The organism is Erwinia sp. V90_4, from assembly GCF_029967685.1.
Lineage (GTDB): Bacteria > Pseudomonadota > Gammaproteobacteria > Enterobacterales > Enterobacteriaceae > Erwinia > Erwinia aphidicola.
In genome coordinates this window covers 41804-65113 of sequence record NZ_JASCAQ010000052.1, presented here as the reverse complement: position 1 = coordinate 65113, position 23310 = coordinate 41804, and the positions used below count along the sequence as shown (strand labels likewise).

Sequence of the window (23310 nt, the reverse complement as noted above, 5' to 3'; positions counted from 1 at the left end):
TTTACTCATAACCGCGCCCCCAGTACAAGCGTCGGCATGATAAAAAAGCCATGAAAATTCTAACTCTCTAATTTAAAACAAAAAATATTTTAACGTATTGTTAACCTGCGCTGCAGGCTCACGAATAGTCTTAACGCTAAGTGAGTCAATTCCCCATCTTAAGGTAAATCTTACGCTGGTGACCTGGTTATTCTTCGCTTCCCCATGAGGTTAAGGCATGATGGCTTCGCCTCTTTTGTGTGCAAAGGATCCCACTGATGTTTGAACTGATGAAGGCCATAGGCCTTGGGCTAGTGGTAATTTTGCCGCTGGCTAACCCGCTAACTACCGTGGCGCTGTTCCTTGGCCTGGCGGGCGATATGAACTACCAGGAGCGCAACCGCCAGTCGGCGCAGGCTTCGCTGTACGTATTTATCATTATGACCGTGGCGTACTACGCCGGTAACGTGGTGATGGATACCTTTGGTATCTCCATTCCCGGCTTACGCATCGCCGGGGGGCTGATTGTCGCCTTTATCGGTTTCCGCATGCTATTCCCCCAGCAGCAGGCCGGAACGTCGGTGGAAGCGGACCACAAGCTGGATGAGATGAGCGAACGTAAGGTGGTTAATATCGCCTTCGTGCCGCTGGCAATGCCGAGCACGGCAGGCCCCGGCACCATTGCGATGATCATCAGCACCGCCTCAACTATCCACAGCGGCACCACCTTTGCGCCATGGATTATCACAGTGGCCCCGGTGCTGACCTTCATCGCCGTTAGCCTGATCCTGTGGGGATGCCTGCGCAGTTCCGGCGCAATCATGCGCCTGGTCGGTAAAGGCGGCATCGAAGCTATCTCACGCCTGATGGGCTTCCTGCTGGTGTGCATGGGGGTGCAGTTTATGATCAACGGTATTCTCGAAGTGATTGGCACTTACCACCCTGCCTGAGTTTGTCGCAGCATGAGTAAAAATATTTCTGTTTGTTACTGGCATTCCCGCCTGCGCCATCTACAGTATTAAAAATCTCCACCTGTTTATTTTTCAGGCAAGTGGCGGGCCGCTGTTCTGGCGGCCCGGGTCAACGTCTATCGCTTAAATACCTGATCCTGTCAGTGGCCGTGCGGCCACCGATGGCGCTTTTGCGGAGGTTTACCATGAGTCATCAGCTACACGGCGCCGGGCGCGCCATCACTGACTACTTCAACAGCCCATCGTTTCATGCGCCAAAAGAGAGTGAGTTGCTGGAAGTGATCATGATGGAACTGATGCAGTCCGGAAAATCGCCCAGTAATAAAGCCATCATAGCGAATGTGATTGCGCGCCTGGAGAGGGAAGCCGACGAGTCCGTTTTGCAGGGTTACCGCAACCTGCTGGCAAAAATACTGGAAGGCCATGAGTAGTTTTTTTGCCCTATACGTATGTTTACATGCCAGACGATTGCCATTCACTCTCGCCCCGTTAAGATAAGCGCCGGATGCAGGCGGAGACGGCAATGAGTAACTGGCACAGCAAATTGATCAATAAATTTAAGAAGTTCAGCCTGTTTATACTGCTGCCGGTACTGATGTTGATCCTGCTCATCCGCCTGATTGATGTTTTACGGGCGCCCGAGCTACCAGCGGATTTTGCTCAGCAGCTGCTGCACACCGTTGACGGCCGCGACCTGACGCCTGGCGAGCTAAGCGAGAAGAAACCTCTGCTGGTGTGGTTCTGGAGCACCGGCTGCAGCGCCTGTCATGACACCGTCCCGATGATGATGTGGCTAAACGGCAAACGCACCAATGTGCTGACCGTCGCCAGCCGCTCCGGCAATGACATCAGCATCGTGCGCTATCTCAATGGGCATCATCTGACGCTGCCGGTGGTGAACGACAGCAGCGGCGTGCTGGCAACGCACTGGCAGGTCAGCAGTACGCCTACCCTGATCCTCGTGGCGAAAGGCCAGGTGGTAAGCACCACCAGTGGCTGGACCAGCTCGGCGGGCATCTGGCTGCGCTTATGGTGGGTAAGGAAGTGGCACTACTGAGTCGGGGTGCAGGCTAACAGGGCTGACGCGCGCGGCGGCCAGCCCGGAGCGAAGAATTAACCGCAGTAAACGCGGCTGATAGTCCCGTTTTTATCGCCCATAAAATTGATACGGTTCAGGTTAAAGTCCATCGTCACCGCTGAGTTATACGGAATGGCGCGCACCGCATTTTCAAAACGCAGCGACTCAATGGCCGACAGCGGTTTACCGACATACTGCTGATACTGCGATGCACCACAGCGATCCATCTCCGGGTCTACAGGCGCACCTGCGTCTGCGCTTTTATGCCCAGCGGACTGGCATCCCGACAGCGCAACCAGCGCTGCTATCACGGCAACTTTTCCATAAAATTTCACTGTTTCTGCTCCTCTTTTTGCTTAGATAACCGGCATTTCTGCTGAAAGATTAACAGATTGCGCCGCAAATGAGCAGTGCGTGGTGGCATAAAGCTGCCAGGTGATACCGTGATATTGCGCACGAATCGTTCATAATTTAGCCAGCCTTACATTATAATTTTAGGACTAATCCCACAGAGGAGAATCTTATGGAACTGGCTATCTTTGTCACTTTTGCCGTCATCATGACGCTGGTTGCGGTACGCGTCCGCTAAACCTCACCCGCCTCTGCCCTGACGCAGAGGCGCGTGTCAGCTGACGGTTTTATCCATCAATCCACGCAATGCCTCCAGCGCCATCGGCTTACCCAGTAAATATCCCTGCCCCTGCTGACAGTCAATCAGCCTGAGCTGCGCCAGCTGCTCTTCCGTTTCAATACCTTCCGCCGTCACAATCAGTGAAAATGCGCGCCCCAGGCCAATAATTCCCTCGACTATCGACTGCGCCTGGCGCGAATGCGGGTAGCCATCAAGATACGAACGGTCCATTTTCATGGCGTCAAACGGGAATTTTTTCAGATAGCCGAGCGATGCAAAGCCCGCGCCGAAATCATCCACGGCAATTTTTACCCCCAGCCCTTTCAGCTGGTGCATGATCTCCAGCGCGCTTTCCGGGTGCTCCATGGTGATATTTTCGGTAATTTCCAGCTCCAGCCGCGCTGCCGCTAAGCCGCTCTGCTCAAGCGCCGCCGCGACGCGCAGCGGCAGGCTGCCGTTGCGCAACTCTTTTGGCGAGATGTTCACAGAGACGCACAGCTCGCCGGGCCAGCTGGCGGCGTCCCGACAGGCGCGATTCAGCACCCAGTCACTGATATCCATAATCAGCCCGGTCTCTTCTGCCAGAGGTATAAAGCTGTCCGGCAGGATGAGCTGCCCGGGTTGATGCTGCCAGCGCACCAGCGCCTCGGCCCCTTCCAGCCGCCCGCTTTGCAGATGATAGCGCGGCTGATAGTGCAGGCGCAGTTCATCCCCACCAATGCCCCGGCGCAGATTGCGCTCCATTTCACTGCGCTGCGCCAGGTGCTGCGACATATCGCCGGTATAAAATACCCAGCGGTTACGCCCCTGCTGTTTCGACTGATAGAGCGCGATATCCGCCAGCCGCAGGAGTTCATCCGGCTGCATGGCATCGTCCGGCGCCATGGCGATGCCGAGGCTGGTGCCGATATACAGCTCCTGCGAATTAACGTGGAACGGCTGGTGCAGGCAGTCGAGCAGGCGCTGGCAGCAGCTCTCAATTTCGGCCCGGGTCAGCAGCCCGGTGGTCGCCAGAATAAACTCATCGCCGCCAAGCCGTGCAACCAGATCCCCCGCACTCATGCAGCTGCGCAGACGGCGGGCCACCTCCACCAGCACGCTGTCGCCCGCCGCGTGTCCCCAGGTATCATTGATCGGTTTGAAATGGTCAAGGTCCAGGCTGATCATCACCAGCGGATAGTCCAGCCCCGGCAACGCCTGCAGCTGCTCCTGCAGAAACTCCTGCATAAAAAGCCGATTCGGTAAGCCGGTTAACACATCATGCTGCGAGAGATAGTGAACCCGCGCCTGCGCTTCCACTTCCAGAGTGATATCGGACACCGTGCCGCGATAGCCCAGCAGCTTGCCGTGCAGCATGATCGGCTTCGCGACCAGACTACAGATACGTCGCCCGCGATGCTGAGAATGCAGATAGCAGCGTAACTGGCTGCGCGCGCCGCCAGCCTGCTGCTGCTTCACCCACGTACTGACCGGCAGCTCTGCATGCTGGAGGATCTCATCCAGCTGCCGCCCGATGGAGGTTAGCAGACCAAACCCGGTGACCACGGTGAAGCGCTTTGACAGATAGGTCAGACGCCCGGCGGCATCGGTTTCCCAAATCCAGTCTGAGGCCGCTTCCGCCACGTCACGGAAGCGCGCCTCGCTGGCGGCCAGTTCACGCTGGCTGTACATCAACTGCAGGAAACGCGTATCCGATAGCAGGGCATTATCCATCGCATTATTGATCACCCGGCGCGTTACCACGCCGAGGATCAGCGCAACAAAGGCGAGCAGCGGCAGCAAATACATCAGGAGCTTGCGCCCCGGCTGGCTGGGATCCCAGCGCAGAACCAGTGCCGGTCCGGTTTTAGCCTCCTGGCTGATAAATGGCGTGGTGTAGCGATCCTGCTGATCCTGCGGCACGCGGGCATTATCGACCCCAACCGCATGGCCGAATGCTGTTAGCTTATCGGGCGTAAACAGGTAAACAAACACCATGACGGAAGGCGTGGCGGAGAGCGTGGCCTCATGCGGCATTTTGCCACGGGTGATCGGTGCGGCGGCCACCAGCGCCGGCGTATCGCCAATCATGATACTTTCGCTGATGACATGCTGGTGGCGCTGCTGCAAGCGCGCCTGCTCCACCAGCGGCTGCGCCTGGGTTCCCAGCCACTGTTCCAGCGTAAATGAGGAGAGCTGGCCATCCACTACGGCATAGCGCGTGCGATCGTCCACGTCGATAACGAAGACGCCATCATACTGATGTTCGCGAAACAGGCCGGGGCCAAGGTTCTGCTGGTTCCACGCCCAGTCAGGATCAATCGTCAGGTACATATGCAGCCAGGCTTCCTGCCAGAAAGCGTAGTCGCGCAGGTGAGTTTCCAGCGACTGGCGCTGCTGCTGCCAGGCATCACGCAGCAGCGCCCCTTCCTGATCGACCGATTCCTGATTTTGCTGCCACGCCACGCCAACAACCATCAGCATGGCTAAAAACAACGCACTGCTCAGCAGCAGCGCCAGCGCCATCAGAGTGCGCCGCGTTGCCGATGCCGCTTTTTGCCCATCCGCTAATTCCCCCGTCAGTACCGGTGGATGATTCATAGTCATGCCCCTTAATAATACGGCGTACGAACGCTTCCCTGTCCGTTTGTTACTGCTGGGGCGCTGTCAGTGTGACGTCAGTGCCTGTTTCCCAAAAAGTTCCAATAACGGATATCGGCAGTAAAACTGAACAATTGAGAAAATTTTATGCAATGGTGAATAATCACGCGGCTCGACAGCCTAAAAGTCGCTTGTTAACATGGCGGGATCCGTGCCAGTAGCAGGTCCCTCATGACATCATCGACCGACAGAGTTACTCACACCCTGCTGTGTGCCGGGGTGTTTATTCTCTGGTATGCGATTACTTTGCTGGTCGCTCACTTCCCCAATCTGCAGGCGCTGAAAAGCCGCGGGCTACTGATGCCGGTGCTGTGCCTGTTGGAGTTTGCCGTACTGGTGCCGGTATATCGCTGGTATAACCGCCATTACCATGACATCCCGCGCGGCAGACTTCAGCCGCGCCAAGTGCTGCTGTTCGCCGTGCTGCTGCTGGCTCTTATTGCCAGCCAGTCGCTGTATATGCAGCAGGAGAGCTGGACCGCCAGCCAGTTAAGCCAGGGTAATCTGAGCATGCTGTGGTTCACCCTGGCGGTGGTTTTACTGGCCCCGGTGTTTGAGGAGATCCTGTTTCGCGGTTTTATTCTGCAGGGCTTCCTGCTGTGGGCTCCGCGCCAGCGCCTGGCCTGCGCCCTGCTGACGTCCATTATCTTTGCGGCGATGCATACCCAGTACGCCCATCTGCAAACGGTGATTGCCTTGATTGCGCTATCCCTGCTGCTGTGCGCCGCCCGCCTGGTCTCCTCTGGCCTGAAGCTGCCGATTTTCCTGCATATGCTGAATAACCTGCTCGGCGTCGCGCCCTGGATTTGGGCCACGCTCGGTCGTTAGGCATTGTTCAGTTTTATAACCGTTTCATCATCCTTATAACTTTCACGCATAACGATAGTGAATAATCTACTATTGTTCTTATCGGTTGTTCACTTACACTCGCGAAAAAACGTAAGGCAAGGAAACGTCATGAAATTTGCAGTTCCCTCTGTTATCGCTCTGGCCCTGGCGGCGTCCTTCGCCGCAGCGGCCGCGACACCTAAAGACACGCTGGTTATTGCGCAGTCTATTGATGATGCCAGCAGCTTCGACCCGGCTGACGGCTTCGAACTAACCTCAGTACAGGCATTTACTAACCTCTATCAGCGACTGGTGCAGTCCGACCCGCAAAATCCGACCGACCTGAAACCCACGCTGGCCACCAGCTGGACGCCGGGTAAAGATAACCGCAGCATGACCTTTACCCTGCGTGAAGGCGCTAAGTTCGCCTCCGGCAACCCACTGCGCCCGGAAGATGTGATCTTCTCGCTGTCGCGCGTGATCAAACTGAACCTCGACCCGTCATTTATTCTGTCGCAGCTCGGCTGGACCAAAGATAACGTCGACGCTCAGCTGAAGAAAATTGATGATAACCACGTCCAGCTGAGCTGGAGCGCCGACGTCAGCCCGACCTACGTGCTAAGCCTGCTGGCCGCGCCGGTCTCCTCCATCGTGGATGAAAAAACCGTGATGGCCAACGAACAAAAAGGCGATTTCGGCAACAAATGGCTGGCCACGCATTCGGCGGGCAGCGGTCCGTATCAGATCCGTAAAGTCATCCCGCATGAAGTGGTGCTGTTCAGCGCCAACCCGACCTCGCCGGCCGGTGCGCCTAAACTTAAAAACGTGCTGATCAAGAACGTGCCGGAGCCGGCTGCACGCCGCCTGCTGCTGGAACAGGGCGACGCGGATATTGCCCGTAACCTCGGCGCCGATCAGATGGCCGCGCTGAAAGACAAAGCGGGCGTGAAAACCCTTGCGGTACCGATGGCATCGCTCTATTACATTCAGTTTAATATCGATGCCAATCCGGTCCTGAAAAACCCGGCGCTGTGGGAAGCTTCGCGCTATCTGTTCGATTACAAGGGCATTGCCAACGACCTGCTGAAAGGCCAGTTCTCGGTGCATCAGTCCTTCCTGCCGGAAGGCTTCCTCGGCGCGCTGAACGACAACCCGTTTATCTATGACCCGGAGAAGGCCAAAGCCATTCTGAAGAAAGCCGGCCTGAGCAACGTCAGCTTCAAGCTGTCGACCAGCAACCAGCCGCCGTACCTGGATATCGCCCAGGCACTGCAGGCCAGCTTCGCGAAGGGCGGCATCAAAGTGGACGTGCAGCCAGGCATCAGTTCAGAAGTCGCCACGCGGGTGAAAGCGCATCAGTATGAAGCCACGCTGAACGCCTGGGGCGCCGACTACTTCGATCCAAACACCAACGCTGCCGCCTTTGCCTATAACCCGGAAGACGGCAGCAAAACCCTGGCCTGGCGCTCTAACTGGCACATTCCTGAGCTGAGCAAGCAGACGCTGGCCGCCACCGCGGAAACCGATAAGGCGAAACGCGTTGAGCTGTACCAGAACATGCAGCGTGAAGTGCAGCAGCACTCACCGTATGTCATCGGCATGCAGGCAAAGAATCTGGTGGCGCTGCGCGATAACCTGAAAGGGTACGTGCAGGGTATTAACCCGGATATGGTTTATTACAGCCAGGTCACCAAGTAATGGCGTCATCAGTCTCACAAGCCGGGCCTTCCGCCCGGCTGTTGTTGCGCCGCAGCGGCGGGGTGCTCAGCGCCCTGCTCTCGCTGGTGGTTACCCTGCTTGGGCTACTGGTGTTTACCTTTGCCCTGTCTCATCTTTCGCCGGTTGACCCGGTGCTGCAGATCGCCGGCGATCACGCCAGCGAGTCAACCTACGCCCAGGTGCGCGCCAGTCTCGGCCTGGATCAGCCGCTGCCGGTCCAGTTCTGGCACTATCTGGAACATCTGCTGCGCGGCGATCTCGGCGTTTCCAGCATCACCAATCAGCCGGTTGCCAGCGATCTGCTGCGCACCTTCCCCGCCACCATTGAGCTGGCGACCTGCGCGATGATTTTTGGTGCCGTGTTTGGCATCCTGCTGGCACTGCTGGCGGCGTGGAAACCGGGCAGCCTGCTGGACAATATTGCCCGCATGATCTCGCTGCTCGGCTATTCGGTGCCGGTGTTCTGGCTCGGCCTGCTCGGGCTGCTGCTGTTTTACGCCGTGCTGCACTGGTCAGCCGGGCCGGGGCGGCTGGACGATATCTGGATCTACACCCTCGAACCGAAAACCGGGCTGGTACTGATTGATAGCTGGCTCTCCGGCGACCCGGAAATGTTCCGCAATGCGATTGCGCATCTGTGGCTGCCGGTGGTGGTGCTTGGCCTGCTGTCGATGGCGACCATTACCCGCCTGCTGCGCGCCGCGCTGCTGGAAGAGAGCAGCAAAGAGTACGTGACGCTGGCGCGCGCTAAAGGGGCCGGACGCACGCGCATTCTGCTGCTGCATATCTTCCCTAACGTGCGCGGCACGCTGATCACCGTGCTGGCCCTCTCCTATGCCACGCTGCTGGAAGGGTCGGTGCTGACCGAAACCGTGTTTGCCTGGCCGGGCGTAGGGCGCTATATGACCACGGCGCTGTTCGCTTCGGATACCCCGGCTATCCTCGGCTCCACCCTGCTGATTGGCGGCTGTTTTATTGCCATCAATGCGCTGGCGGATGCACTCACTTACCTGACCGACCCGAGAACCCGATGACGCACTCTCTTCCCGATGCTGAAAGCGTCCAGCCGCGCGTAGTGAAAACGCGGCGCAATATTACGCTCATGGTCGGCCTGAGCCTGGTTGGCCTGCTGATCTTCGCCGCGCTGTTTGCTCCGCTGCTGGCACCGTTTGACCCGAACGCGCAGGAGATGGCGGTGCGCCTGATGCCGCCTTCCGCCAGCCACTGGCTCGGCACCGATGGCTTTGGCCGCGACCTGCTGTCGCGCGTGATCTACGGTGCGCGCCCGACCCTGCTGCTGGTCGCGCTCATCCTGGTGCTGACTATTCCGGTGGGGATGCTGATCGGCATCAGCGCTGGCTATCTTGGTGGCTGGAGCGAACGCGTGCTGATGCGCATTACCGATATCTTCCTTTCGTTGCCGAATCTGGTGATTGCGCTGGCGCTGGTGGCGATGATGGGCCCCGGCCTGATGAACGGTGCGCTGGCGCTGGCGCTGACCAGCTGGCCGCCGTTCGCCCGCCAGGCGCGTGCCGAAACCCTGGCCCTGCGCCGCAGTGATTATCTGGCCGCCGCACGGATGCAGGGCATCAACGGCCTGCGCCTGATGTTCGGCCATATCCTGCCGCTCTGCCTCCCCACTGCCGTGGTGCGCGCCGCGCTTAGCCTCGGCGGCATTATCCTTTCGGCTGCCGGACTGGGCTTCCTCGGCATGGGCATTCAGCCGCCTACCGCCGAATGGGGTTCGATGGTGGCCGAAGGCAGCAAGGTGATTTTTGACCAGTGGTGGGTCGCCGCCGTTCCCGGTGGCGCCATCCTGTTTGCCAGCCTGGCTTTTAATCTGACAGGCGACGGCCTGCGTGACCGACTGGATACCCGAAATGGCAACTGATTCTTCTGCGCAAATCGTGGCTGAAAGCCTGAAAATTAGCGCGGCCAGCGGCGCTGAGCTGGTGAAAAACATCAGCTTTACGCTGGGGCGCGAACGCGTGGCGCTGGTCGGCGAATCCGGCTCCGGCAAATCCCTCACCGCCCGCGCGCTGATGGGGCTGCTGGCCCCTTCCCTGCAATTGCAGGCGCGCACGCTCAGCATCGCCGGCGAAAATGGCCTGACGCTAAATGAGCGCCGCTGGAGCCAGCTGCGCGGCAGCAGCCTCGGCATGGTGATGCAGGACCCCAAATACGCCCTCAACCCGATGCGCACCATTGGCTGGCAGGTGGCGGAACCGCTCAGGCTGCATGGCCGTTTTTCCCGCGCTGAGATCAAAGAGAAAGTGTGTGAAATGCTGGCCGCCGTGGGGCTGCCGCAGCCTGCCGAGCAGATGAAGCGCTATCCGCATCAGCTTTCCGGCGGCATGGGCCAGCGCGTGATGCTGGCGATCGCGCTGATCGCCGAGCCGCAGTTTCTGATTGCTGATGAACCGACCTCCGCGCTCGATCACGCGATGCGCGATCAGGTGCTGGCGCTGATCCGTAATCTGGTCGAGCAGCGCAATATGGGCCTGCTGCTGATCAGCCACGATCTGCAGCAGGTCTCGGAGCACTGCGAGCGGGTGATGGTGATGTATCAGGGTGAGATCCTCGATACGCTGCCCGCTGCAGAGCTGCCGCACGCGACGCATCCCTACACCCGTACGCTGTGGTCCTGCCGCCCGAATAAGTCAACGCACGGCAAACCGCTGCCGGTACTGGATCGCGCCGCGCTGGCGCAGGGGCGTTCCCATGATTGAATTATCCCAGCTGAGCGTGGCCCATAAGCAGGGCTACGAACTGCGCACCGTGGTGCATGATGTTTCGCTCTCGGTCACGCCGGGTGAGTGTTTTGGTCTGGTTGGCCCTTCCGGCTGCGGCAAGTCGTCGCTGCTGTGGGTGCTGGCCGGGCTGAATCCGCACTGGCGCGGTGAGATGCAGCTGGCCGGGCATCACGCCCAGCCTGGCAAAGCCTTCAGCGGACAGCTGCGCCGCGACGTGCAGATGGTGTTTCAGGATCCCTATGCCTCGCTGCATCCCCGGCACCGCCTGCGCCGCACGCTGGCAGAGCCGTTGAAGCTGCTGAAAAGCGATAATATTGACGATCGTATCGATCAGGGGTTCCGCCACGTCGGGCTGGATCCGGCAATGGCCGATCGTTATCCGCATCAGCTCTCCGGCGGCCAGCGCCAGCGCGTGGCGATTGTACGCGCGCTGCTGCTGCAGCCGAAGATCCTGCTGCTGGATGAGCCGACATCGGCGCTGGATATGTCGGTGCAGGCGGAGATCCTCAATCTGCTTAATCAGCTCAAGCAGCAGGATAACCTGACGATGGTGCTGGTCAGCCACGACCCAGATGTTATCGACCACATGTGCGATCGCGCAGTGCATATGGATCAGGGCCGTATTGTCGGCTGACCCCGACTCACGTACTGGCCGGGCATGCCCGGCCCCTACTGAAGGATATTGTGGTAAACAACTAACCATAGTCAGATCCGGCATTTCTGAAGCGCGCAGTGAACCTCTATAGTCCTGATATCTCAACCGATTCAGGACTTTTTTTATGCGCCAATTACTGCCGCTGTTATTCACTACCGCCCTGTTGCTCAGCCCCGGTTCCCAGGCCGCCACGCCAGCCGATACGCTGATCGTTGCTATCTCGCTTGACGGGATTATCAGCTTTGATCCGGCGGAGAGTTTTGAAACCGTCAGCACCAGCAGCCTGCGTAACGTCTACCAAACGCTGGTCACGCCGGATATCAGCGATCCTCGTCAGCTCAGGCCGCAGCTGGCCAGCAGCTGGCAGCCGGGGAGCAGCGAGCACAGCCTGCTGATTACCCTGCAAGCGGACGCGAAGTTTGCCAGCGGCAATCCCGTCACTGCCGACGATGTCATTTACTCGCTGACGCGCGCGGTGAAGCTGAATAAAACCCCGGTGTTTATCCTCGGGGAGTTTGGCTGGACGCCAGACAATGTGGATGCGCAGTTTACCCGGCGCGGCGACCATCAGCTGGAGATCCGCTGGCAGTCGGCAATTGGGCGCGATCTGGCTCTGCGCCTGCTGACCTCGCCCGTCGCCTCGGTAGTGGACAGCAAGCTGGTGCAGCAGCACGTGACGGATCGGGACGCTGGCAACGGCTGGCTGCGCACCCACTCGGCAGGTAGCGCGGCCTACAGCATCCGCAACTACGTGCCCCAGCAGGCGCTGGTGCTGGAGCAGAACCCGCACGCTCAGCCAGCCCCCCGTCTCAAGCGGGTGATCCTGAAGAACGTCAGCGATGCCGGTTCACGCCGCCTGCTGCTGGAGAGCGGCGATGCCGACGTCGCCTATAATTTGGGCGCCGACCAGTTCGCCACGCTGCAAAAGCAGGGCAAGGTGCAGGTCGCCAGCTTCCCCTCCAGCCTGATCTATTACCTCGGCTTCAATACCCAGGATAAGCAGCAGCCGGCGCTGGGCAACCCCGCGCTGTGGCAGGCTGCCCGCTGGCTGGTGGATTACAACAGCCTTTCTCAGCAGCTGTTGAAAGGCCAGTATCAGGTGCATCAAACGTTCCTGCCTGCCGGTTTTGAGGGCGCGCTGACCAACCAGCCGTTCCACTACGATGTGGCGAAAGCCAAAGCGATCCTGGCGAAAGGCGGGATCAAGCCCGGCACGCGCTTTGCGCTGACCGTCGTCAGCCAGCCGCCGTACAGCGATATTGCCCAGGCGCTGCAGGCGAGCTTTGCTAAAGCGGATATTCAGATTGATATTCAGCCGGTCGCCGAGTCCGAGCTGTGGAGCAAAATGCGCAGCCGCAATTTCCAGTCGATCTTTATCTACTGGGGCGCGGATTACGTTGATGCCAACAGCAATGCCAGCACCTTCGCCTATAACGTCGCGGGCGGCCCGAAAACGCTGGCGTGGCGCGTTGGCTGGAATATCCCGGAATTGAGTGCCAAAACGCGCGCGGCGGCGGCGGAAAGTGATACGCAAAAACGCACGGCGCTTTATCAGCAGCTGCAAACAGACATCCAGCAAAATTCACCGTTTGTGGTCTCGCTACAGGGGCAACAACTTGTCGGGCTGGGGAAAAATATTCAGGGGGCACATCAGGGCATTGGTATCAGCCTGCTGTACTTTGACCGCGTAAGTAAGCAATGAGGGAATAACTCGTCATCTCCGTCAGCTACGGAGCACCCCGTAGCTGACCGCAACAAAGCTGAAGATCAGGAGATGGCTGAACCCGAGGCGTGTTTCTGTTTATCCGCTTCAAAATGCGTTTTAAACTGCTCGTAGATAGAGATCATATTTGATGCATCTCCCTGCAGCGGGCTGAGCTTCCCCGCACGTACCAGTTCAATCACCAGCTGTAAGGCAGCCTGCTTCGGGCTGCTGGACGGATGGGCAATTTCGTTCGACATAATCATTTCCGCTAAAACAGTAAAAACGCACTCTAGCAAGTTTGGCCCCTTTTCGTCACGCTTTTTACCCCGCCGGACAAAGTTGTACAAAGAAAAATAAACTTGTACAAGTTTGGCTAAGCGGCTAAAGTAACTCCTGTAACGAATTATGCATTTGCATGGCCTCAGGAAGTGTTGCTGGGTTTCCCACTTCCCGAGGCTTATTTTTTCTCCCCCCTTTCCCCCCTTTTTTTCTGCCGCTTCGATTAACCTTTCGTGCCAAAAGATAAAATTTCTTGATCCCTGACAGGATAAACGGGCAAAAATCAGCTTAAATTTTAACCTTACCGATGATAAAAGGAGGTTGAAATGAAACGACAGACCGTTGCATCATCCGCAATTCATTCAGTGGGTTACGATGCAGATAAGCGCATACTGGAAGTTGAAACTCTGGGCCACGGTACCTGGACCTATTGCGATGTTCCTCTGACAACATGGCACTTCTTTATGGCCTCCCCGTCTAAGGGGTCTTACTTCTATCAGCACATTAAGCATCAGTTTTCCCAGCATTAATGCCGTAGCGCACGGGCGGAAGCAGCAGCGCTTCCGCCATCGGATTGCTACCATTCAAAATAAGAGTTATCCCATAGAGTCGCCGGGCGGTTAACGCCGATATTGCCAGACGTTTATCTTCATTGATGGTGTTGCGCTCTGGATCCTCGCCTCCAGCGCCAGCCCTATTGACAGCCTGCGCTCACGGAGGGCACCCATGTTGCTATCGGAAAGTAAATTAAAGCTCACCAAAGCCCGGTTGATCTGCGCCACGCTGGTGCTGTACGGCGGGTTGATAGCCGTTTCCAGCGCGCAAACCCTTTCGATATCCCTGTCGCAGGAGCAGGATGGCGGTGATGCGGGGCGCGCCTGTATCTACGTGCATCAGGGCAAAGCAGAATTCCGCGTGGTCAAACCCGGTGAAAGCTGCGCGGCGCAAATTACCGTAGAAACGCATCGCAGCTAAACAGACGGCAAATTTTACGGGTAAACACAGCAGGATTTTACCAAGGTATGTTACATTTACCCTAAGTTGAAGCCTGTAGAGACTTTGCAGTGCTGCCCTGGCAAAGGAATCTGTTGTTGAAAACCCTCAATATTAAATTACTTACGCTGATTGCAACCTTTTTGGTGATCCTGCTGCACACCGCAGAGATCCCCTACGGCTCATTTCATAACGGCTGGTCGGTTGCAGTGATGTATGACACGCTGGGGCGAATTTCATTTCCGCTTTTCCTGCTGATTGCGGGCTATATCTCTCTAAATAAAAATGAATCCCTGCTCAGCACGCTAAAAACGCGCGTGCTGGATTTGCTGATCCCGCTGATGGCCTGGACAATTATTTATTTTGTCTACGACCGCACGGTGAATGACAGCCCAAAACCCTTTAGCCTGCTGGATTTACTCAGCACCCCGGCCTACAGCCATCTGTGGTTCATTTACACGCTAATTCTGCTTTACCTGGTCACTCCGCTGCTTAATACCTTTATTCAACACGGCAGCCAGCAGCGCATCAACTATATTCTCGCCGTCTGGTTCGCGCTGGCATCGGTCTATATGCTGTTTGATAACTTCAAAGAGAGCGTGCTGGAAAATCACCTTCTGCAGAACCCCAGTAATATCGATATGGTGGTCTACCTTTCCGGCTTTTATATTATTGGTGGCGTAGTAAGGCGTTATAAGCTCGCGCCAAAAGTGACTATCGCCTCGGTGATATTCGTGCTCAGCGCGGTGCTGACTGCGGTGATGGAGTACTCGCTGTCGCGCAGTATCGGCAGGCCGGACGGGATTTTTCTGTTCTATTCTGCGCCGACCGTCGTTACGCTGGCGCTGGCCTGTTTCTTTATGCTGCTGAATGCGCCATTACAATTTACCCGGCGCGTTAATCTGGCGATTCGCGGTCAGGCAAAGCTCAGCGTAGGTATCTTCTTTGTGCATATGCTGGTGCTGGAGAGCGTGCTGCGCCTGGTGGCGGTGGAGTTCAATGGTTATTACTCGGCGTTCACCATCCCAGCCGTAGCGCTGGCAGTGTTTATTATCTCTTCGCTGATTATTGCACTGGTGATGCGCGTGCCGTGGCTGCGCAAGCTGGTGTAACTCGATGGCCGCCCAGCATATCACTGAACGGCCGCGTATTTCCGGTGGCAGCAGCCCCGGCTACAGGCAGGTAGTCAGTACCTTGCCTCCGCAAATTTGTGCGGTTGATTGATGGCCCTGCGGGCAATCCAGTAGAGTAAAATACGTTCGTCATCGCTATCCTGATCGGCCATTGCCAGCAGCTTCAGGCCCAGCGTGGCTTTGTTGACCGGTTGTCCCGTGATGCTGAGGTCAACCACGGCTTTACCGATGATATTGCACACTTCTTCCTCGTTCGTAACCGGCACTTCTGTTTCACTGCTCATCTTCTCCTCCTCTTTGGCTAAAGGTTAAGCATAGCAAATCTGACACAATTGCCAGGCAGAGTAGGAACATTCGCATTAGCGAGCCGCGCTGGCCCAGGGTAAGCGGGTTAGTGAGTGCCCACGATACACCCATGCAGGCGGCAGGTTAGCCAGCACGCGCGTGCGGTTCCAGGCGAAGTATTCAGAGAGCAGCGGCTCGGATAATGAGGTGTACTGGAACTGAACAAACACGCCGTTATCACTCAGCTGTTCGGCGGCACGCTGCAGAATGCGGTGGCGCACCCCGTGGGGCAGCGACAGCAGCGGCAGGCCGGAAAATATCGCATCAAACTCCCCCTCCAGCGTTTCCGCCGACTCGCCGCTCACCTGTAAACGATTGTCATGCAGGGATGCCAGGCGCGGATGAAAGCGCGGGTTGGTTTCGAAAGCCAGCAGGCTGGCATCCGCCCGCATTCTGCTTAGCAGATGGCGGGTTAACACGCCCTCCCCGGCACCTAATTCCGCTACGCGCAGGCACTGCTGCCATTCGACGGCGTCTGACATGGTTTTACACAGCGTTTGGGAAGAGGGAGCAATGGTCCCGGTTTTGCGCGGATCGGCGATAAACTCTTGTAAGTAACCGGTTTTATCTTTGATATACGACAGTGCGGTCAACAACATCTTTCATCCCCTGGCCAATTTGACTTAGTCCAGTAGGCCATAACTTGGTTAACAAGTTCTTAAAACCTGCAGGATCCCCCTAAAACCAGGATAAATCGCAAAAATTGCACGCTTTTCAGCCAGATCGAGAGCATCAGAGGATATTCTGAAAAATAGCGTGGATTTCCAGCTTATTACGGCCATCTTTCACAGCCAGGGTTAACCGCGCAGGCGGCGGGAAAAATCTCACTATTGCATTGCCGCCGTGTTATCACGCGTGGCATACAGGGATGGATGACACAGCAGGTCCGGTTATTAATGGATCTTTTTAGCATCCAGCGGTACTGGAGTGCGGCTATTTTTGCCGTTGTTCACCCATTTCACCTCGCCATAAATCTCATTATGCTTCCTCTGCAGCACCAGAATCTCAACGCCCGAGGATAATAATATGAAACGCGTCAAATCACTTTTATTGCTGGCATTACTGGCAGGCAGCAGCAGTACCTGGGCCGTGACCGGAGCGGGTGAAGCAGCAGGCAGCAGCGCATCGTCAATGTCTGATGGCACCTCTAATGCCGTTGGCGTTGGCGCCGTTGCCGCGCTGCTGGGTATCGCTCTCGCGACGTCCAGCGGCGGCGATGGCTCGAACACCGGCACCACCACAACGACAACCTCAACGGTTGCGCACTGATTAAATTTTAGCACGCACAGCAGCTCATGGCCTTGCATGCAGCGCAAGGCCATTCATCCGTTAGCGCCTCAGATTTTATCCAACAGTGCGTTCAGCACCTGTTCGATCTCCTGCCGCTCTGCCCGATCCAGTCCCAGTAACGGACGGGGTAACACAGGCTGGCAAATCCCCAGAATCTCTACGGCGGCATACATCACCCGCAGGCTGCTGAGACGCTGGAACAGCTGCCACATCGGCGCCAGTATCTGATTCAGCTCGGCCACCTGCTCTGCATCCCCCGCCTGAGCCGCCCGCATCAGTGCCTGTGCGTGCTGCGGCAGTAGCCCACCCAGCACGCTGAACCACAGATCGCCCCCTGCCAGCAAGGCATTGCCCGCATTCCAGTCACCGCTAAAACCCACGGCAAAACCCGGGGCAAAGCGGGCGCGCAGTTCATTGACATCATCGCGACGGGTCGCGGGCTGAGCAGGCTGTTTCAGCGCCTGAATCTGCGGAAGAGTTCCCAGGCGCTGCAGCAGTTCAGGTGAAAAGGTAAAGTGCGTGGTTCCCGGATTATGGTAGATACAGATCGCCAGATCGCTGGCCTGCGCCACGGCGGCATAGTGCTGGAATACCTCTTCGTCAGACAGCGGCGTATAGGAGACCGGAGCCAGCAAAATACCGCGTGCGCCCGCTTGTGCGGCATCGGCAGCCAGCTGGCAGGCATCATCGGTACGCAACGCCCCGGCGCTGGCAATCACCGGAATATCCCCCAGACAGGCCACCGCCGCTTCAATAGCGCGCTGCTTTTGCTCACGGCGGAGATAAGCGTAAAGACCGGTGCTGCCGAGTAAACCGACAGAATCGACCCGGGCATGTTTCAGGCGCAGCAGCAGTTTTTCCAGCGCGCGGATATCCACTACGCCAGCGGCGTCAGTCGGGGTGATGGGAAAAGCAGAAAGTCCTTGAAACAGTGCCACAGAAACTCCTTATTACACCGCCTGACGGTGAACAACGACAGATAGCAGAAACTTCACGCGCTCAGCACATGCGGAACAGGCTGGTACTGAGCTTGTCACCTATACTGATAAGCAAACCGGATTATCAAAGGAGTGAAAGATGTTAATTGGCTTCGTTTTACTCGTCAGCGCCTGTGGGCATGACGCCTGTGATGCACTTCCGGTATCTGAGCATATCTTTCCCAGCCGCTACGCCTGCGAACAGATGGCTGAACGCATTCATCAGCGCCGCCCCAACGTGGTGCTGCTGTGCGGTGAAGTCTACCGATAATGCGTAATGATTAACTGTCTGCGGCAGGCGCCGCTTCATCCACATAGCGCGTCACCGCCAGCAGGCGGTTCACATGGGTCAACAGCAGGTCCACGTCCGTTTGCAGGAAACCTTCGCCGCTCTGGGAGGCGGTCAGAATGGCATTCTGGATATTGTCTGAAATAGAGGAAGAGGTCCCCTTACCCACGGTCAGCAGCAGGGCCGCAATCAGCAGCGACTGCGCCTCAACCTGAGCGGTTAGCTCTTTGTTATCCACATCCATTTTGGCCATTTTCATCAGAATATCGATCACCAACTGCTTCATCGTACTTTTATCCTCTCAGTTTATTCGTAAGAAATTACCATTCCCCCCGAAACGGGTAAACAGGATTTGATCACCTTATTGCCCCTGTTTGCCCATAAATGCGCTTTCCTCCTATAGCGGGATCGGCTGCCTGCTGCCAGGCTTGGCAGATAAGTTAAGGAGAGCCCATGTTTCGTTTTATCACTTCCCTGTTTTCCAGCCCGGAGTACCTGCTACAGGTGATGAGCCAGAATGACATCGCCGAATCAATTGAAGAGGGTGAGCGCATCCTGATCGACGAAGATGGCAGTGCGATGGTCAACATTTCCAGCCCGGAAGTGCGCGCTGATTTTGCCCGCCACGTTGCCGCATTGAAGAGGGCATAAGATGGGAACGGCTATTTTTATGGTACTGATGGTCTGCGGTTACTGGTATACCAGCCGCGACCTTTCCACCCGCTTCAAAATTAAACGCTCGTTTGGCTGGGATGTTTACTTCCTGGTTGCTCTGTACGGCTGTATTTTCGTCCTGCAAGGGGTGATCGCCACCGCGCTTGTCTGGCTGCTGCTGCTGCTGGTGTCTGCTATTTTCAATGCTATCCCGCAGCTGGCTGATGGCCTGCATCATCAGTGGCAAGTTGAATTTATGACCTGGAGCTTTTTAGGTATTCAGGCACCCGTTGTGGTCATGCTGACCTTCGCCGTCGCCTTCTGTTTTTATCGCTCCAACTGGTCCGGCAGCGCACGCCTTAACAGCTCTGACCGCAAAAAATTGTACAAGAAGCTCTCGCGCTCCAATGGCGTCGAGGGGTTACTGTTTCAGTGTATGGAGGAAGGCGAGCTGGCATGGGTGACATTGAAATCACGGCGCATCTATATCGGCATGATCCACACGGCGTCGTTTGAGCCTGAGATAACCGCCAATGTGGTGCTGATCCCGATGCTGAGCGGCTACCGTGATGGAAAGACCTTAAATCTCAATATTGAGCATAACTACAGCCGCTGGTATGCCGAGCATGGCATTACGCTGGAGTCAGAGCCTAAGTCGGCAATGGCGTTTCGCAAGGTGATCATGCTGGACCAGATTGAGAGTTTTTCGCTGTTCGATGCGGCCAGCGCTAGCGCGCTGGCATTAAAAGATGAAGAGCAGCACTCAGAAAAGCAGCGAGACCAGCCAGAATCCGGCGATGGTCATCAGCAGTGAACCCAGCACGTGGATCAGCGCCGACGTGATTGCCCAGACATAGTTACCCGCCTGCAGCAGCGTGACCACCTCCAGCGAGAATGTGGAAAAGGTGGTCATCCCGCCGCATAAGCCAGTGGTAATCAGCAGTTTCCACGCCGGGTCCAGCTGCGGGTGGCGCATAAACCACGCCACTGCCGCGCCGATAATAAATCCCCCCACCAGATTAACCAGCAGGGTGCCGGGCGGCAGATTGGGGAACAGTGTGTTCAGGCGCACGGCCAGCAGCCAGCGGATCACACAGCCAGCGCAGCCGCCAATCATGACGGCCAGTAAAGGTTTCAGCATAGAGTCCTCAGCGAATTTCGAGGCGAGTGCCAGCAGGCAAATAAACAGATAGCCTGATACACCCGCCTCTGGTTGAACAGAGTCAGGGTTATCAGGCGTCATCAGCCCCTTACGGACGAGGCGGTTGGGAAAGGTGGAACACCATCACCTTATAGCGATTAAGATAATCAGCGAACCTTCGTTTTGCAAGTGGCCTATACAGCAGGAGTGAATATCCTGCGTACGCTAATTGCTTAGCGCTTATCCACCACCATTTTCACCGCCAGGCCCGCCAGTACGGTGCCCATCAGCCAGCGCTGCATTTTCTGCCAGCCGGGGCGCGTAGCGAGGAAGGCCGCAATGGTTCCCGCAGCAAAAATGATCGTTCCGTTGACCAGCACGCTGGTGACGATTTGCGTGATGCCCAGCGTCAGCGATTGTGCCAGCACGTGGCCTTGTTCGGGGTGGATAAACTGCGGTAGCAGCGTCAGGTAGATTACCGCGGTTTTCGGGTTAAGCAGGTTGGTGAGCAGCCCCATGCTGAACAGCTTACGCGGGCTGTCCGGCGGCAGGTCGCGCAGCTGGAAAGGCGACCTCCCGCCGAAAATGGCCTGCCACGCCATCCACAGCAGATAGGCTGCCCCGGCAAATCGCAGCGCGTCATACGCCAGCGGTACCGCCATTAGCAGCGCGGTAATCCCCAGCGCGGCACAGACCATATAAAACATAAAACCGAGCGCCACGCCGCACAGTGAAATATACCCTGCCCTGCGCCCCTGACAGAGCGAGCGCGAGATCAGATAGATCATATTCGGACCGGGCGTTAACACCATGCCGAGGGCAATGGCGGCAAAGGGAATAATCTGCGCGAGCGTGACCATTTAAACCGCCTTACTCTCTGTTAACCGCGAATCGTATCGTCGCCGTAAGCCACCCACTTGTAAGTGGTTAGCGCTTCCAGCCCCATCGGGCCGCGGGCGTGCAGCTTCTGGGTGCTGACCGCCACTTCCGCGCCCAGGCCAAACTGCCCACCGTCGGTAAAGCGCGTGCTGGCGTTGACATATACCGCCGAGGAGTCCACTTCGTTAACGAAGCGGTCAGCATGCTGAATGGTGCGCGTCAGAATAGCGTCCGAATGCTGAGTGCCGTACTCGCGAATGTGGGCAATACCCTCGTCGAGGTCATCCACCAGCTTGACGTTAAGATCCAGCGCCAGCCACTCATCGCGATACTGCTGTTCCGTCACGGCGCTGACTGCCGCCGGGCCGCTGCTGAGCAGCGGCAGAGAGCGTGCGTCGGCATGCAGGGTGATGCCTTCTGCGGCCATCCGCGCGCCCAGCGCAGGCAGGAAACTCTCGGCGATTTCCGCATCAATCAGCAGCGTTTCCACCGAGTTACAGGCGCTCGGGCGCTGTTTCTTGGCGTTGACGATCACCTTCAGCGCGGCTTCCAGCTCAATACTCTTATCCACATAGATATGGCAAACGCCGATCCCACCGGTGATCACCGGGATGGTCGACTGTTCACGACACAGCTTGTGCAGCCCAGCCCCACCACGAGGGATCAGCATATCGACATAGCGATCCAGCTTCAGCAGCTGATTCACCAGCTCCCGATCCGGGCTCTCAATCGCCTGGACTGCGCCCGCTGGCAGGCCGTGCTGCTGCAGGGCATCCTGGATCACCCGTACGGTAGCGGCGTTGGTACGGTATGTCTCTTTACCGCCGCGCAGGATCGCCGCATTACCGGTTTTCAGGCACAGCGTGGCAACGTCCACGGTCACATTCGGGCGCGCTTCGTAGATCACCCCAACCACGCCTAGCGGCACGCGGCGGCGCTCAATGCGCAACCCGCTGTCGAGCTTGCCGCCGTCGATCACTACCCCAACAGGATCGGCCAGGCGGCACACCTGACGAACGTCGTCGGCAATCCCCTTCAGCCGCGCCGGGTTCAGCATCAGGCGGTCGAGCAGCGCTTCACTCATGCCGTGGCTGCGCGCATCGGCAAGGTCAAGCTGGTTGGCCGCAAGGATAGGCGCACTCTGCGCTTCCAGGCGATCGGCAATGGTCATCAGGACCTGATTTTTCTCGGCGGTGGAGAGCACCGACAGCTGGTACGAGGCGGCCTTAGCGGCCTTACCCATTTGTTCAAGCATGCGCGTTCCTTAAGAAACAATCATATCGTCGCGGTGCACGGCAACCGGACCATATTCATAACCTAAAATTTCGCCGATCTGCTGGGAGTGGTGCCCGGCAATCAGGCGCATTGCATCGCTGTTATAGCGCGATACGCCGTGGGCAACGTCGCGCCCCTGCAGGCTGCGAATACGGATCACTTCGCCACGCGAGAAGTTACCGCTGATTTCGCGGATGCCTTTCGGCAGCAGCGAGCTGCCGCGTTCGAGGATCGCCGACAGCGCGCCGTCATCGACCACCAGCTCACCGGCGGGCGGCGCACCAAAGATCCAGCGTTTGCGGTTCTCCAGCGGCGTTTCAAAGGCGTGGAAACGCGTACCGACCGGGTTACAGGCGATGACATCGGCAATCACGCCGGGGCGGCTACCGGCGGCGATAATGGTGTCGATGCCCGCCCGGCAGGCGACGTCGGCGGCCTGCAGTTTGGTCGCCATGCCACCGGTGCCGAGGCCGGACACGCTATCCCCGGCCAGTGCACGCAGCGCATCATCAATGCCGTGGACGTTGCTGATCAGTTCTGCTTGCGGGTTATTACGCGGATCGGCGGTAAACAGCCCCGGCTGATCGGTCAGCAGCAGCAGCTTGTCGGCACCGGCCAGAATCGCCGCCAGCGCCGACAGATTGTCGTTATCACCCACTTTGATTTCCGCGGTAGCAACGGCGTCATTTTCATTAATCACTGGCACGATATGGTTGTCGAGCAGCGCACGCATGGTGTCGCGGGCGTTAAGAAACCGCTCGCGATCTTCAAGGTCTGCGCGGGTCAGCAGCATCTGGCCGATGTGGATGCCGTAAATTGAGAACAACTGTTCCCACAGCTGGATCAGGCGGCTCTGCCCCACCGCAGCCAGCAGCTGCTTAGAGGCGATGGTCGGGGGCAGTTCGGGGTAGCCAAGATGCTCACGCCCGGCCGCCATCGCGCCCGAGGTAACAATGACAATCCGGTGGCCCGCCGCGTGCTGCTGCGCGCACTGACGCACCAGTTCAACGATGTGTGCCCGATTCAGCCGACGCGATCCGCCGGTCAGTACGCTGGTCCCCAGTTTGACTACCAGGGTCTGACTGCTGCTCATTAA

At 57.5% G+C, this 23310-nt stretch carries 28 protein-coding genes and 1 riboswitch; of the genes, 17 read left to right on the top strand and 11 right to left on the bottom strand.

Annotation, left to right across the window (positions count from 1 at the left end):
- Positions 1-257 precede the first annotated feature (257 nt).
- The 3 genes from QLG07_RS13535 to QLG07_RS13525 all read left to right on the top strand — a co-directional run bounded on the left by QLG07_RS13535 (position 258) and on the right by QLG07_RS13525 (position 2007).
- The gene (locus QLG07_RS13535; RefSeq protein ID WP_048917010.1) at positions 258-929 is read left to right on the top strand and encodes a MarC family NAAT transporter; all 672 of its coding nucleotides are present in this window, start codon (positions 258-260) and stop codon (positions 927-929) included.
- Between the two features lie 206 nt (positions 930-1135).
- A complete protein-coding gene (locus QLG07_RS13530; RefSeq protein WP_048917011.1) occupies positions 1136-1381 on the top strand; it encodes a biofilm development regulator YmgB/AriR family protein in 246 nt (81 codons plus the stop codon).
- Positions 1382-1473: 92 nt separating this feature from the next.
- Positions 1474-2007: a protein disulfide oxidoreductase gene (locus QLG07_RS13525; RefSeq protein ID WP_099753606.1), complete on the top strand. Its 534-nt coding sequence runs from the start codon at positions 1474-1476 to the stop codon at positions 2005-2007.
- Between the two features lie 56 nt (positions 2008-2063).
- Here the strand turns inward: QLG07_RS13525 and QLG07_RS13520 are convergent, their stop codons facing one another.
- Both QLG07_RS13520 and QLG07_RS13515 read right to left on the bottom strand, forming a co-directional pair.
- A complete protein-coding gene (locus QLG07_RS13520; protein WP_048917012.1) occupies positions 2064-2363 on the bottom strand; it encodes an I78 family peptidase inhibitor in 300 nt (99 codons plus the stop codon).
- A 290-nt stretch (positions 2364-2653) separates the two neighbouring features.
- Positions 2654-5239 carry an EAL domain-containing protein gene (locus QLG07_RS13515; protein ID WP_282469430.1) on the bottom strand — a complete coding sequence of 862 codons (2586 nt, stop codon included), beginning with the start codon at positions 5237-5239 and terminating at the stop codon, positions 2654-2656.
- A 231-nt stretch (positions 5240-5470) separates the two neighbouring features.
- Here QLG07_RS13515 and QLG07_RS13510 point away from each other — a divergent pair, with 231 nt between their 5' ends.
- From QLG07_RS13510 to QLG07_RS13480, 7 genes are all read left to right on the top strand, one after another.
- A complete protein-coding gene (locus QLG07_RS13510; RefSeq protein ID WP_282469429.1) occupies positions 5471-6127 on the top strand; it encodes a CPBP family intramembrane glutamic endopeptidase in 657 nt (218 codons plus the stop codon).
- A 129-nt stretch (positions 6128-6256) separates the two neighbouring features.
- The gene (locus QLG07_RS13505) at positions 6257-7825 is read left to right on the top strand and encodes an ABC transporter substrate-binding protein (protein ID WP_282469428.1); all 1569 of its coding nucleotides are present in this window, start codon (positions 6257-6259) and stop codon (positions 7823-7825) included.
- The gene (locus QLG07_RS13500) at positions 7825-8880 is read left to right on the top strand and encodes an ABC transporter permease (RefSeq protein WP_048917016.1); all 1056 of its coding nucleotides are present in this window, start codon (positions 7825-7827) and stop codon (positions 8878-8880) included. The genes QLG07_RS13505 and QLG07_RS13500 overlap by 1 nt, the downstream gene beginning before the upstream one ends.
- Positions 8877-9737, top strand: a complete 861-nt coding sequence (locus QLG07_RS13495) for an ABC transporter permease (RefSeq protein WP_133624331.1) — start codon at positions 8877-8879, stop codon at positions 9735-9737. The genes QLG07_RS13500 and QLG07_RS13495 overlap by 4 nt, the downstream gene beginning before the upstream one ends.
- Positions 9727-10575, top strand: a complete 849-nt coding sequence (locus QLG07_RS13490) for an ABC transporter ATP-binding protein (RefSeq protein ID WP_099753608.1) — start codon at positions 9727-9729, stop codon at positions 10573-10575. Before QLG07_RS13495 ends, QLG07_RS13490 begins: the two co-directional genes overlap by 11 nt.
- The gene (locus tag QLG07_RS13485; protein ID WP_048917019.1) at positions 10568-11233 is read left to right on the top strand and encodes an ABC transporter ATP-binding protein; all 666 of its coding nucleotides are present in this window, start codon (positions 10568-10570) and stop codon (positions 11231-11233) included. The genes QLG07_RS13490 and QLG07_RS13485 overlap by 8 nt, the downstream gene beginning before the upstream one ends.
- 145 nt (positions 11234-11378) lie before the next feature.
- Positions 11379-12956 carry an ABC transporter substrate-binding protein gene (locus tag QLG07_RS13480; RefSeq protein WP_282469427.1) on the top strand — a complete coding sequence of 526 codons (1578 nt, stop codon included), beginning with the start codon at positions 11379-11381 and terminating at the stop codon, positions 12954-12956.
- A 65-nt stretch (positions 12957-13021) separates the two neighbouring features.
- Here the strand turns inward: QLG07_RS13480 and QLG07_RS13475 are convergent, their stop codons facing one another.
- Positions 13022-13216 carry a hypothetical protein gene (locus tag QLG07_RS13475; RefSeq protein ID WP_048917021.1) on the bottom strand — a complete coding sequence of 65 codons (195 nt, stop codon included), beginning with the start codon at positions 13214-13216 and terminating at the stop codon, positions 13022-13024.
- Between the two features lie 348 nt (positions 13217-13564).
- Here QLG07_RS13475 and QLG07_RS13470 point away from each other — a divergent pair, with 348 nt between their 5' ends.
- The 3 genes from QLG07_RS13470 to QLG07_RS13460 all read left to right on the top strand — a co-directional run bounded on the left by QLG07_RS13470 (position 13565) and on the right by QLG07_RS13460 (position 15343).
- Positions 13565-13768 (top strand): KTSC domain-containing protein, encoded by a 204-nt coding sequence (locus tag QLG07_RS13470; RefSeq protein WP_048917022.1) that lies wholly within the window; start codon positions 13565-13567, stop codon positions 13766-13768.
- Positions 13769-13964: 196 nt separating this feature from the next.
- On the top strand, positions 13965-14213 hold the full coding sequence (locus QLG07_RS13465; RefSeq protein WP_282469426.1) for a hypothetical protein: 249 nt from the start codon (positions 13965-13967) through the stop codon (positions 14211-14213).
- A gap of 113 nt (positions 14214-14326) precedes the next feature.
- Complete coding sequence (locus QLG07_RS13460) at positions 14327-15343, top strand: acyltransferase family protein (RefSeq protein WP_048917023.1); 1017 nt, start codon at positions 14327-14329, stop codon at positions 15341-15343.
- Positions 15344-15417: 74 nt separating this feature from the next.
- On the opposite strand, the gene QLG07_RS13455 is transcribed toward QLG07_RS13460, so the two are convergent.
- On the bottom strand, positions 15418-15648 hold the full coding sequence (locus tag QLG07_RS13455) for a hypothetical protein (RefSeq protein ID WP_048917024.1): 231 nt from the start codon (positions 15646-15648) through the stop codon (positions 15418-15420).
- A 75-nt stretch (positions 15649-15723) separates the two neighbouring features.
- Positions 15724-16308, bottom strand: coding sequence for a methyltransferase (locus tag QLG07_RS13450; protein WP_282469425.1), 585 nt, complete (start codon positions 16306-16308; stop codon positions 15724-15726).
- A 427-nt stretch (positions 16309-16735) separates the two neighbouring features.
- Here QLG07_RS13450 and yjbE point away from each other — a divergent pair, with 427 nt between their 5' ends.
- The gene (gene yjbE / locus QLG07_RS13445) at positions 16736-16978 is read left to right on the top strand and encodes an exopolysaccharide production protein YjbE (protein WP_099753610.1); all 243 of its coding nucleotides are present in this window, start codon (positions 16736-16738) and stop codon (positions 16976-16978) included.
- 68 nt (positions 16979-17046) lie between these two features.
- On the opposite strand, the gene QLG07_RS13440 is transcribed toward yjbE, so the two are convergent.
- Complete coding sequence (locus QLG07_RS13440; RefSeq protein ID WP_282469424.1) at positions 17047-17937, bottom strand: dihydrodipicolinate synthase family protein; 891 nt, start codon at positions 17935-17937, stop codon at positions 17047-17049.
- Between the two features lie 139 nt (positions 17938-18076).
- Between QLG07_RS13440 and QLG07_RS13435 the strand changes: the two genes are divergently transcribed.
- Complete coding sequence (locus QLG07_RS13435) at positions 18077-18247, top strand: hypothetical protein (protein ID WP_099753612.1); 171 nt, start codon at positions 18077-18079, stop codon at positions 18245-18247.
- A 10-nt stretch (positions 18248-18257) separates the two neighbouring features.
- Here the strand turns inward: QLG07_RS13435 and iraP are convergent, their stop codons facing one another.
- Positions 18258-18551, bottom strand: coding sequence for an anti-adapter protein IraP (gene iraP, locus QLG07_RS13430; protein WP_048917027.1), 294 nt, complete (start codon positions 18549-18551; stop codon positions 18258-18260).
- Positions 18552-18718: 167 nt separating this feature from the next.
- Between iraP and QLG07_RS13425 the strand changes: the two genes are divergently transcribed.
- Positions 18719-18916: a hypothetical protein gene (locus QLG07_RS13425; protein WP_048917028.1), complete on the top strand. Its 198-nt coding sequence runs from the start codon at positions 18719-18721 to the stop codon at positions 18914-18916.
- A gap of 1 nt (position 18917) precedes the next feature.
- The gene (locus QLG07_RS13420) at positions 18918-19733 is read left to right on the top strand and encodes a hypothetical protein (RefSeq protein ID WP_048917029.1); all 816 of its coding nucleotides are present in this window, start codon (positions 18918-18920) and stop codon (positions 19731-19733) included.
- Here the strand turns inward: QLG07_RS13420 and crcB are convergent.
- From crcB to proB, 4 genes are all read right to left on the bottom strand, one after another.
- Entirely contained in the window at positions 19683-20060 is a 378-nt protein-coding gene (gene crcB / locus QLG07_RS13415) for a fluoride efflux transporter CrcB (protein ID WP_282469423.1), read from the bottom strand. The genes QLG07_RS13420 and crcB overlap by 51 nt on opposite strands.
- An 85-nt stretch (positions 20061-20145) precedes the next feature.
- Positions 20146-20218: riboswitch (Fluoride riboswitch) on the bottom strand.
- A gap of 75 nt (positions 20219-20293) precedes the next feature.
- On the bottom strand, positions 20294-20920 hold the full coding sequence (locus QLG07_RS13410; protein WP_048917030.1) for a LysE family translocator: 627 nt from the start codon (positions 20918-20920) through the stop codon (positions 20294-20296).
- A 20-nt stretch (positions 20921-20940) separates the two neighbouring features.
- The gene (gene proA, locus QLG07_RS13405; RefSeq protein WP_282469422.1) at positions 20941-22194 is read right to left on the bottom strand and encodes a glutamate-5-semialdehyde dehydrogenase; all 1254 of its coding nucleotides are present in this window, start codon (positions 22192-22194) and stop codon (positions 20941-20943) included.
- A 9-nt stretch (positions 22195-22203) separates the two neighbouring features.
- Complete coding sequence (proB, locus tag QLG07_RS13400; RefSeq protein ID WP_048917032.1) at positions 22204-23307, bottom strand: glutamate 5-kinase; 1104 nt, start codon at positions 23305-23307, stop codon at positions 22204-22206.
- Positions 23308-23310 lie beyond the last annotated feature (3 nt).

Coding starts and splice junctions, on each gene's coding strand:
- QLG07_RS13535 (WP_048917010.1), top strand. CDS start 258: ATGTTTGAACTGATGAAGGCCATAGGCCTTGGGCTAGTGGTAATTTTG.
- QLG07_RS13530 (WP_048917011.1), top strand. CDS start 1,136: ATGAGTCATCAGCTACACGGCGCCGGGCGCGCCATCACTGACTACTTC.
- QLG07_RS13525 (WP_099753606.1), top strand. CDS start 1,474: ATGAGTAACTGGCACAGCAAATTGATCAATAAATTTAAGAAGTTCAGC.
- QLG07_RS13515 (WP_282469430.1), bottom strand. CDS start 5,239: ATGAATCATCCACCGGTACTGACGGGGGAATTAGCGGATGGGCAAAAA.
- QLG07_RS13510 (WP_282469429.1), top strand. CDS start 5,471: ATGACATCATCGACCGACAGAGTTACTCACACCCTGCTGTGTGCCGGG.
- QLG07_RS13505 (WP_282469428.1), top strand. CDS start 6,257: ATGAAATTTGCAGTTCCCTCTGTTATCGCTCTGGCCCTGGCGGCGTCC.
- QLG07_RS13500 (WP_048917016.1), top strand. CDS start 7,825: ATGGCGTCATCAGTCTCACAAGCCGGGCCTTCCGCCCGGCTGTTGTTG.
- QLG07_RS13495 (WP_133624331.1), top strand. CDS start 8,877: ATGACGCACTCTCTTCCCGATGCTGAAAGCGTCCAGCCGCGCGTAGTG.
- QLG07_RS13490 (WP_099753608.1), top strand. CDS start 9,727: ATGGCAACTGATTCTTCTGCGCAAATCGTGGCTGAAAGCCTGAAAATT.
- QLG07_RS13485 (WP_048917019.1), top strand. CDS start 10,568: ATGATTGAATTATCCCAGCTGAGCGTGGCCCATAAGCAGGGCTACGAA.
- QLG07_RS13480 (WP_282469427.1), top strand. CDS start 11,379: ATGCGCCAATTACTGCCGCTGTTATTCACTACCGCCCTGTTGCTCAGC.
- QLG07_RS13475 (WP_048917021.1), bottom strand. CDS start 13,216: ATGTCGAACGAAATTGCCCATCCGTCCAGCAGCCCGAAGCAGGCTGCC.
- QLG07_RS13470 (WP_048917022.1), top strand. CDS start 13,565: ATGAAACGACAGACCGTTGCATCATCCGCAATTCATTCAGTGGGTTAC.
- QLG07_RS13465 (WP_282469426.1), top strand. CDS start 13,965: ATGTTGCTATCGGAAAGTAAATTAAAGCTCACCAAAGCCCGGTTGATC.
- QLG07_RS13455 (WP_048917024.1), bottom strand. CDS start 15,648: ATGAGCAGTGAAACAGAAGTGCCGGTTACGAACGAGGAAGAAGTGTGC.
- QLG07_RS13450 (WP_282469425.1), bottom strand. CDS start 16,308: ATGTTGTTGACCGCACTGTCGTATATCAAAGATAAAACCGGTTACTTA.
- yjbE (WP_099753610.1), top strand. CDS start 16,736: ATGAAACGCGTCAAATCACTTTTATTGCTGGCATTACTGGCAGGCAGC.
- QLG07_RS13435 (WP_099753612.1), top strand. CDS start 18,077: ATGTTAATTGGCTTCGTTTTACTCGTCAGCGCCTGTGGGCATGACGCC.
- iraP (WP_048917027.1), bottom strand. CDS start 18,551: ATGAAGCAGTTGGTGATCGATATTCTGATGAAAATGGCCAAAATGGAT.
- QLG07_RS13425 (WP_048917028.1), top strand. CDS start 18,719: ATGTTTCGTTTTATCACTTCCCTGTTTTCCAGCCCGGAGTACCTGCTA.
- QLG07_RS13420 (WP_048917029.1), top strand. CDS start 18,918: ATGGGAACGGCTATTTTTATGGTACTGATGGTCTGCGGTTACTGGTAT.
- crcB (WP_282469423.1), bottom strand. CDS start 20,060: ATGCTGAAACCTTTACTGGCCGTCATGATTGGCGGCTGCGCTGGCTGT.
- QLG07_RS13410 (WP_048917030.1), bottom strand. CDS start 20,920: ATGGTCACGCTCGCGCAGATTATTCCCTTTGCCGCCATTGCCCTCGGC.
- proA (WP_282469422.1), bottom strand. CDS start 22,194: ATGCTTGAACAAATGGGTAAGGCCGCTAAGGCCGCCTCGTACCAGCTG.
- proB (WP_048917032.1), bottom strand. CDS start 23,307: ATGAGCAGCAGTCAGACCCTGGTAGTCAAACTGGGGACCAGCGTACTG.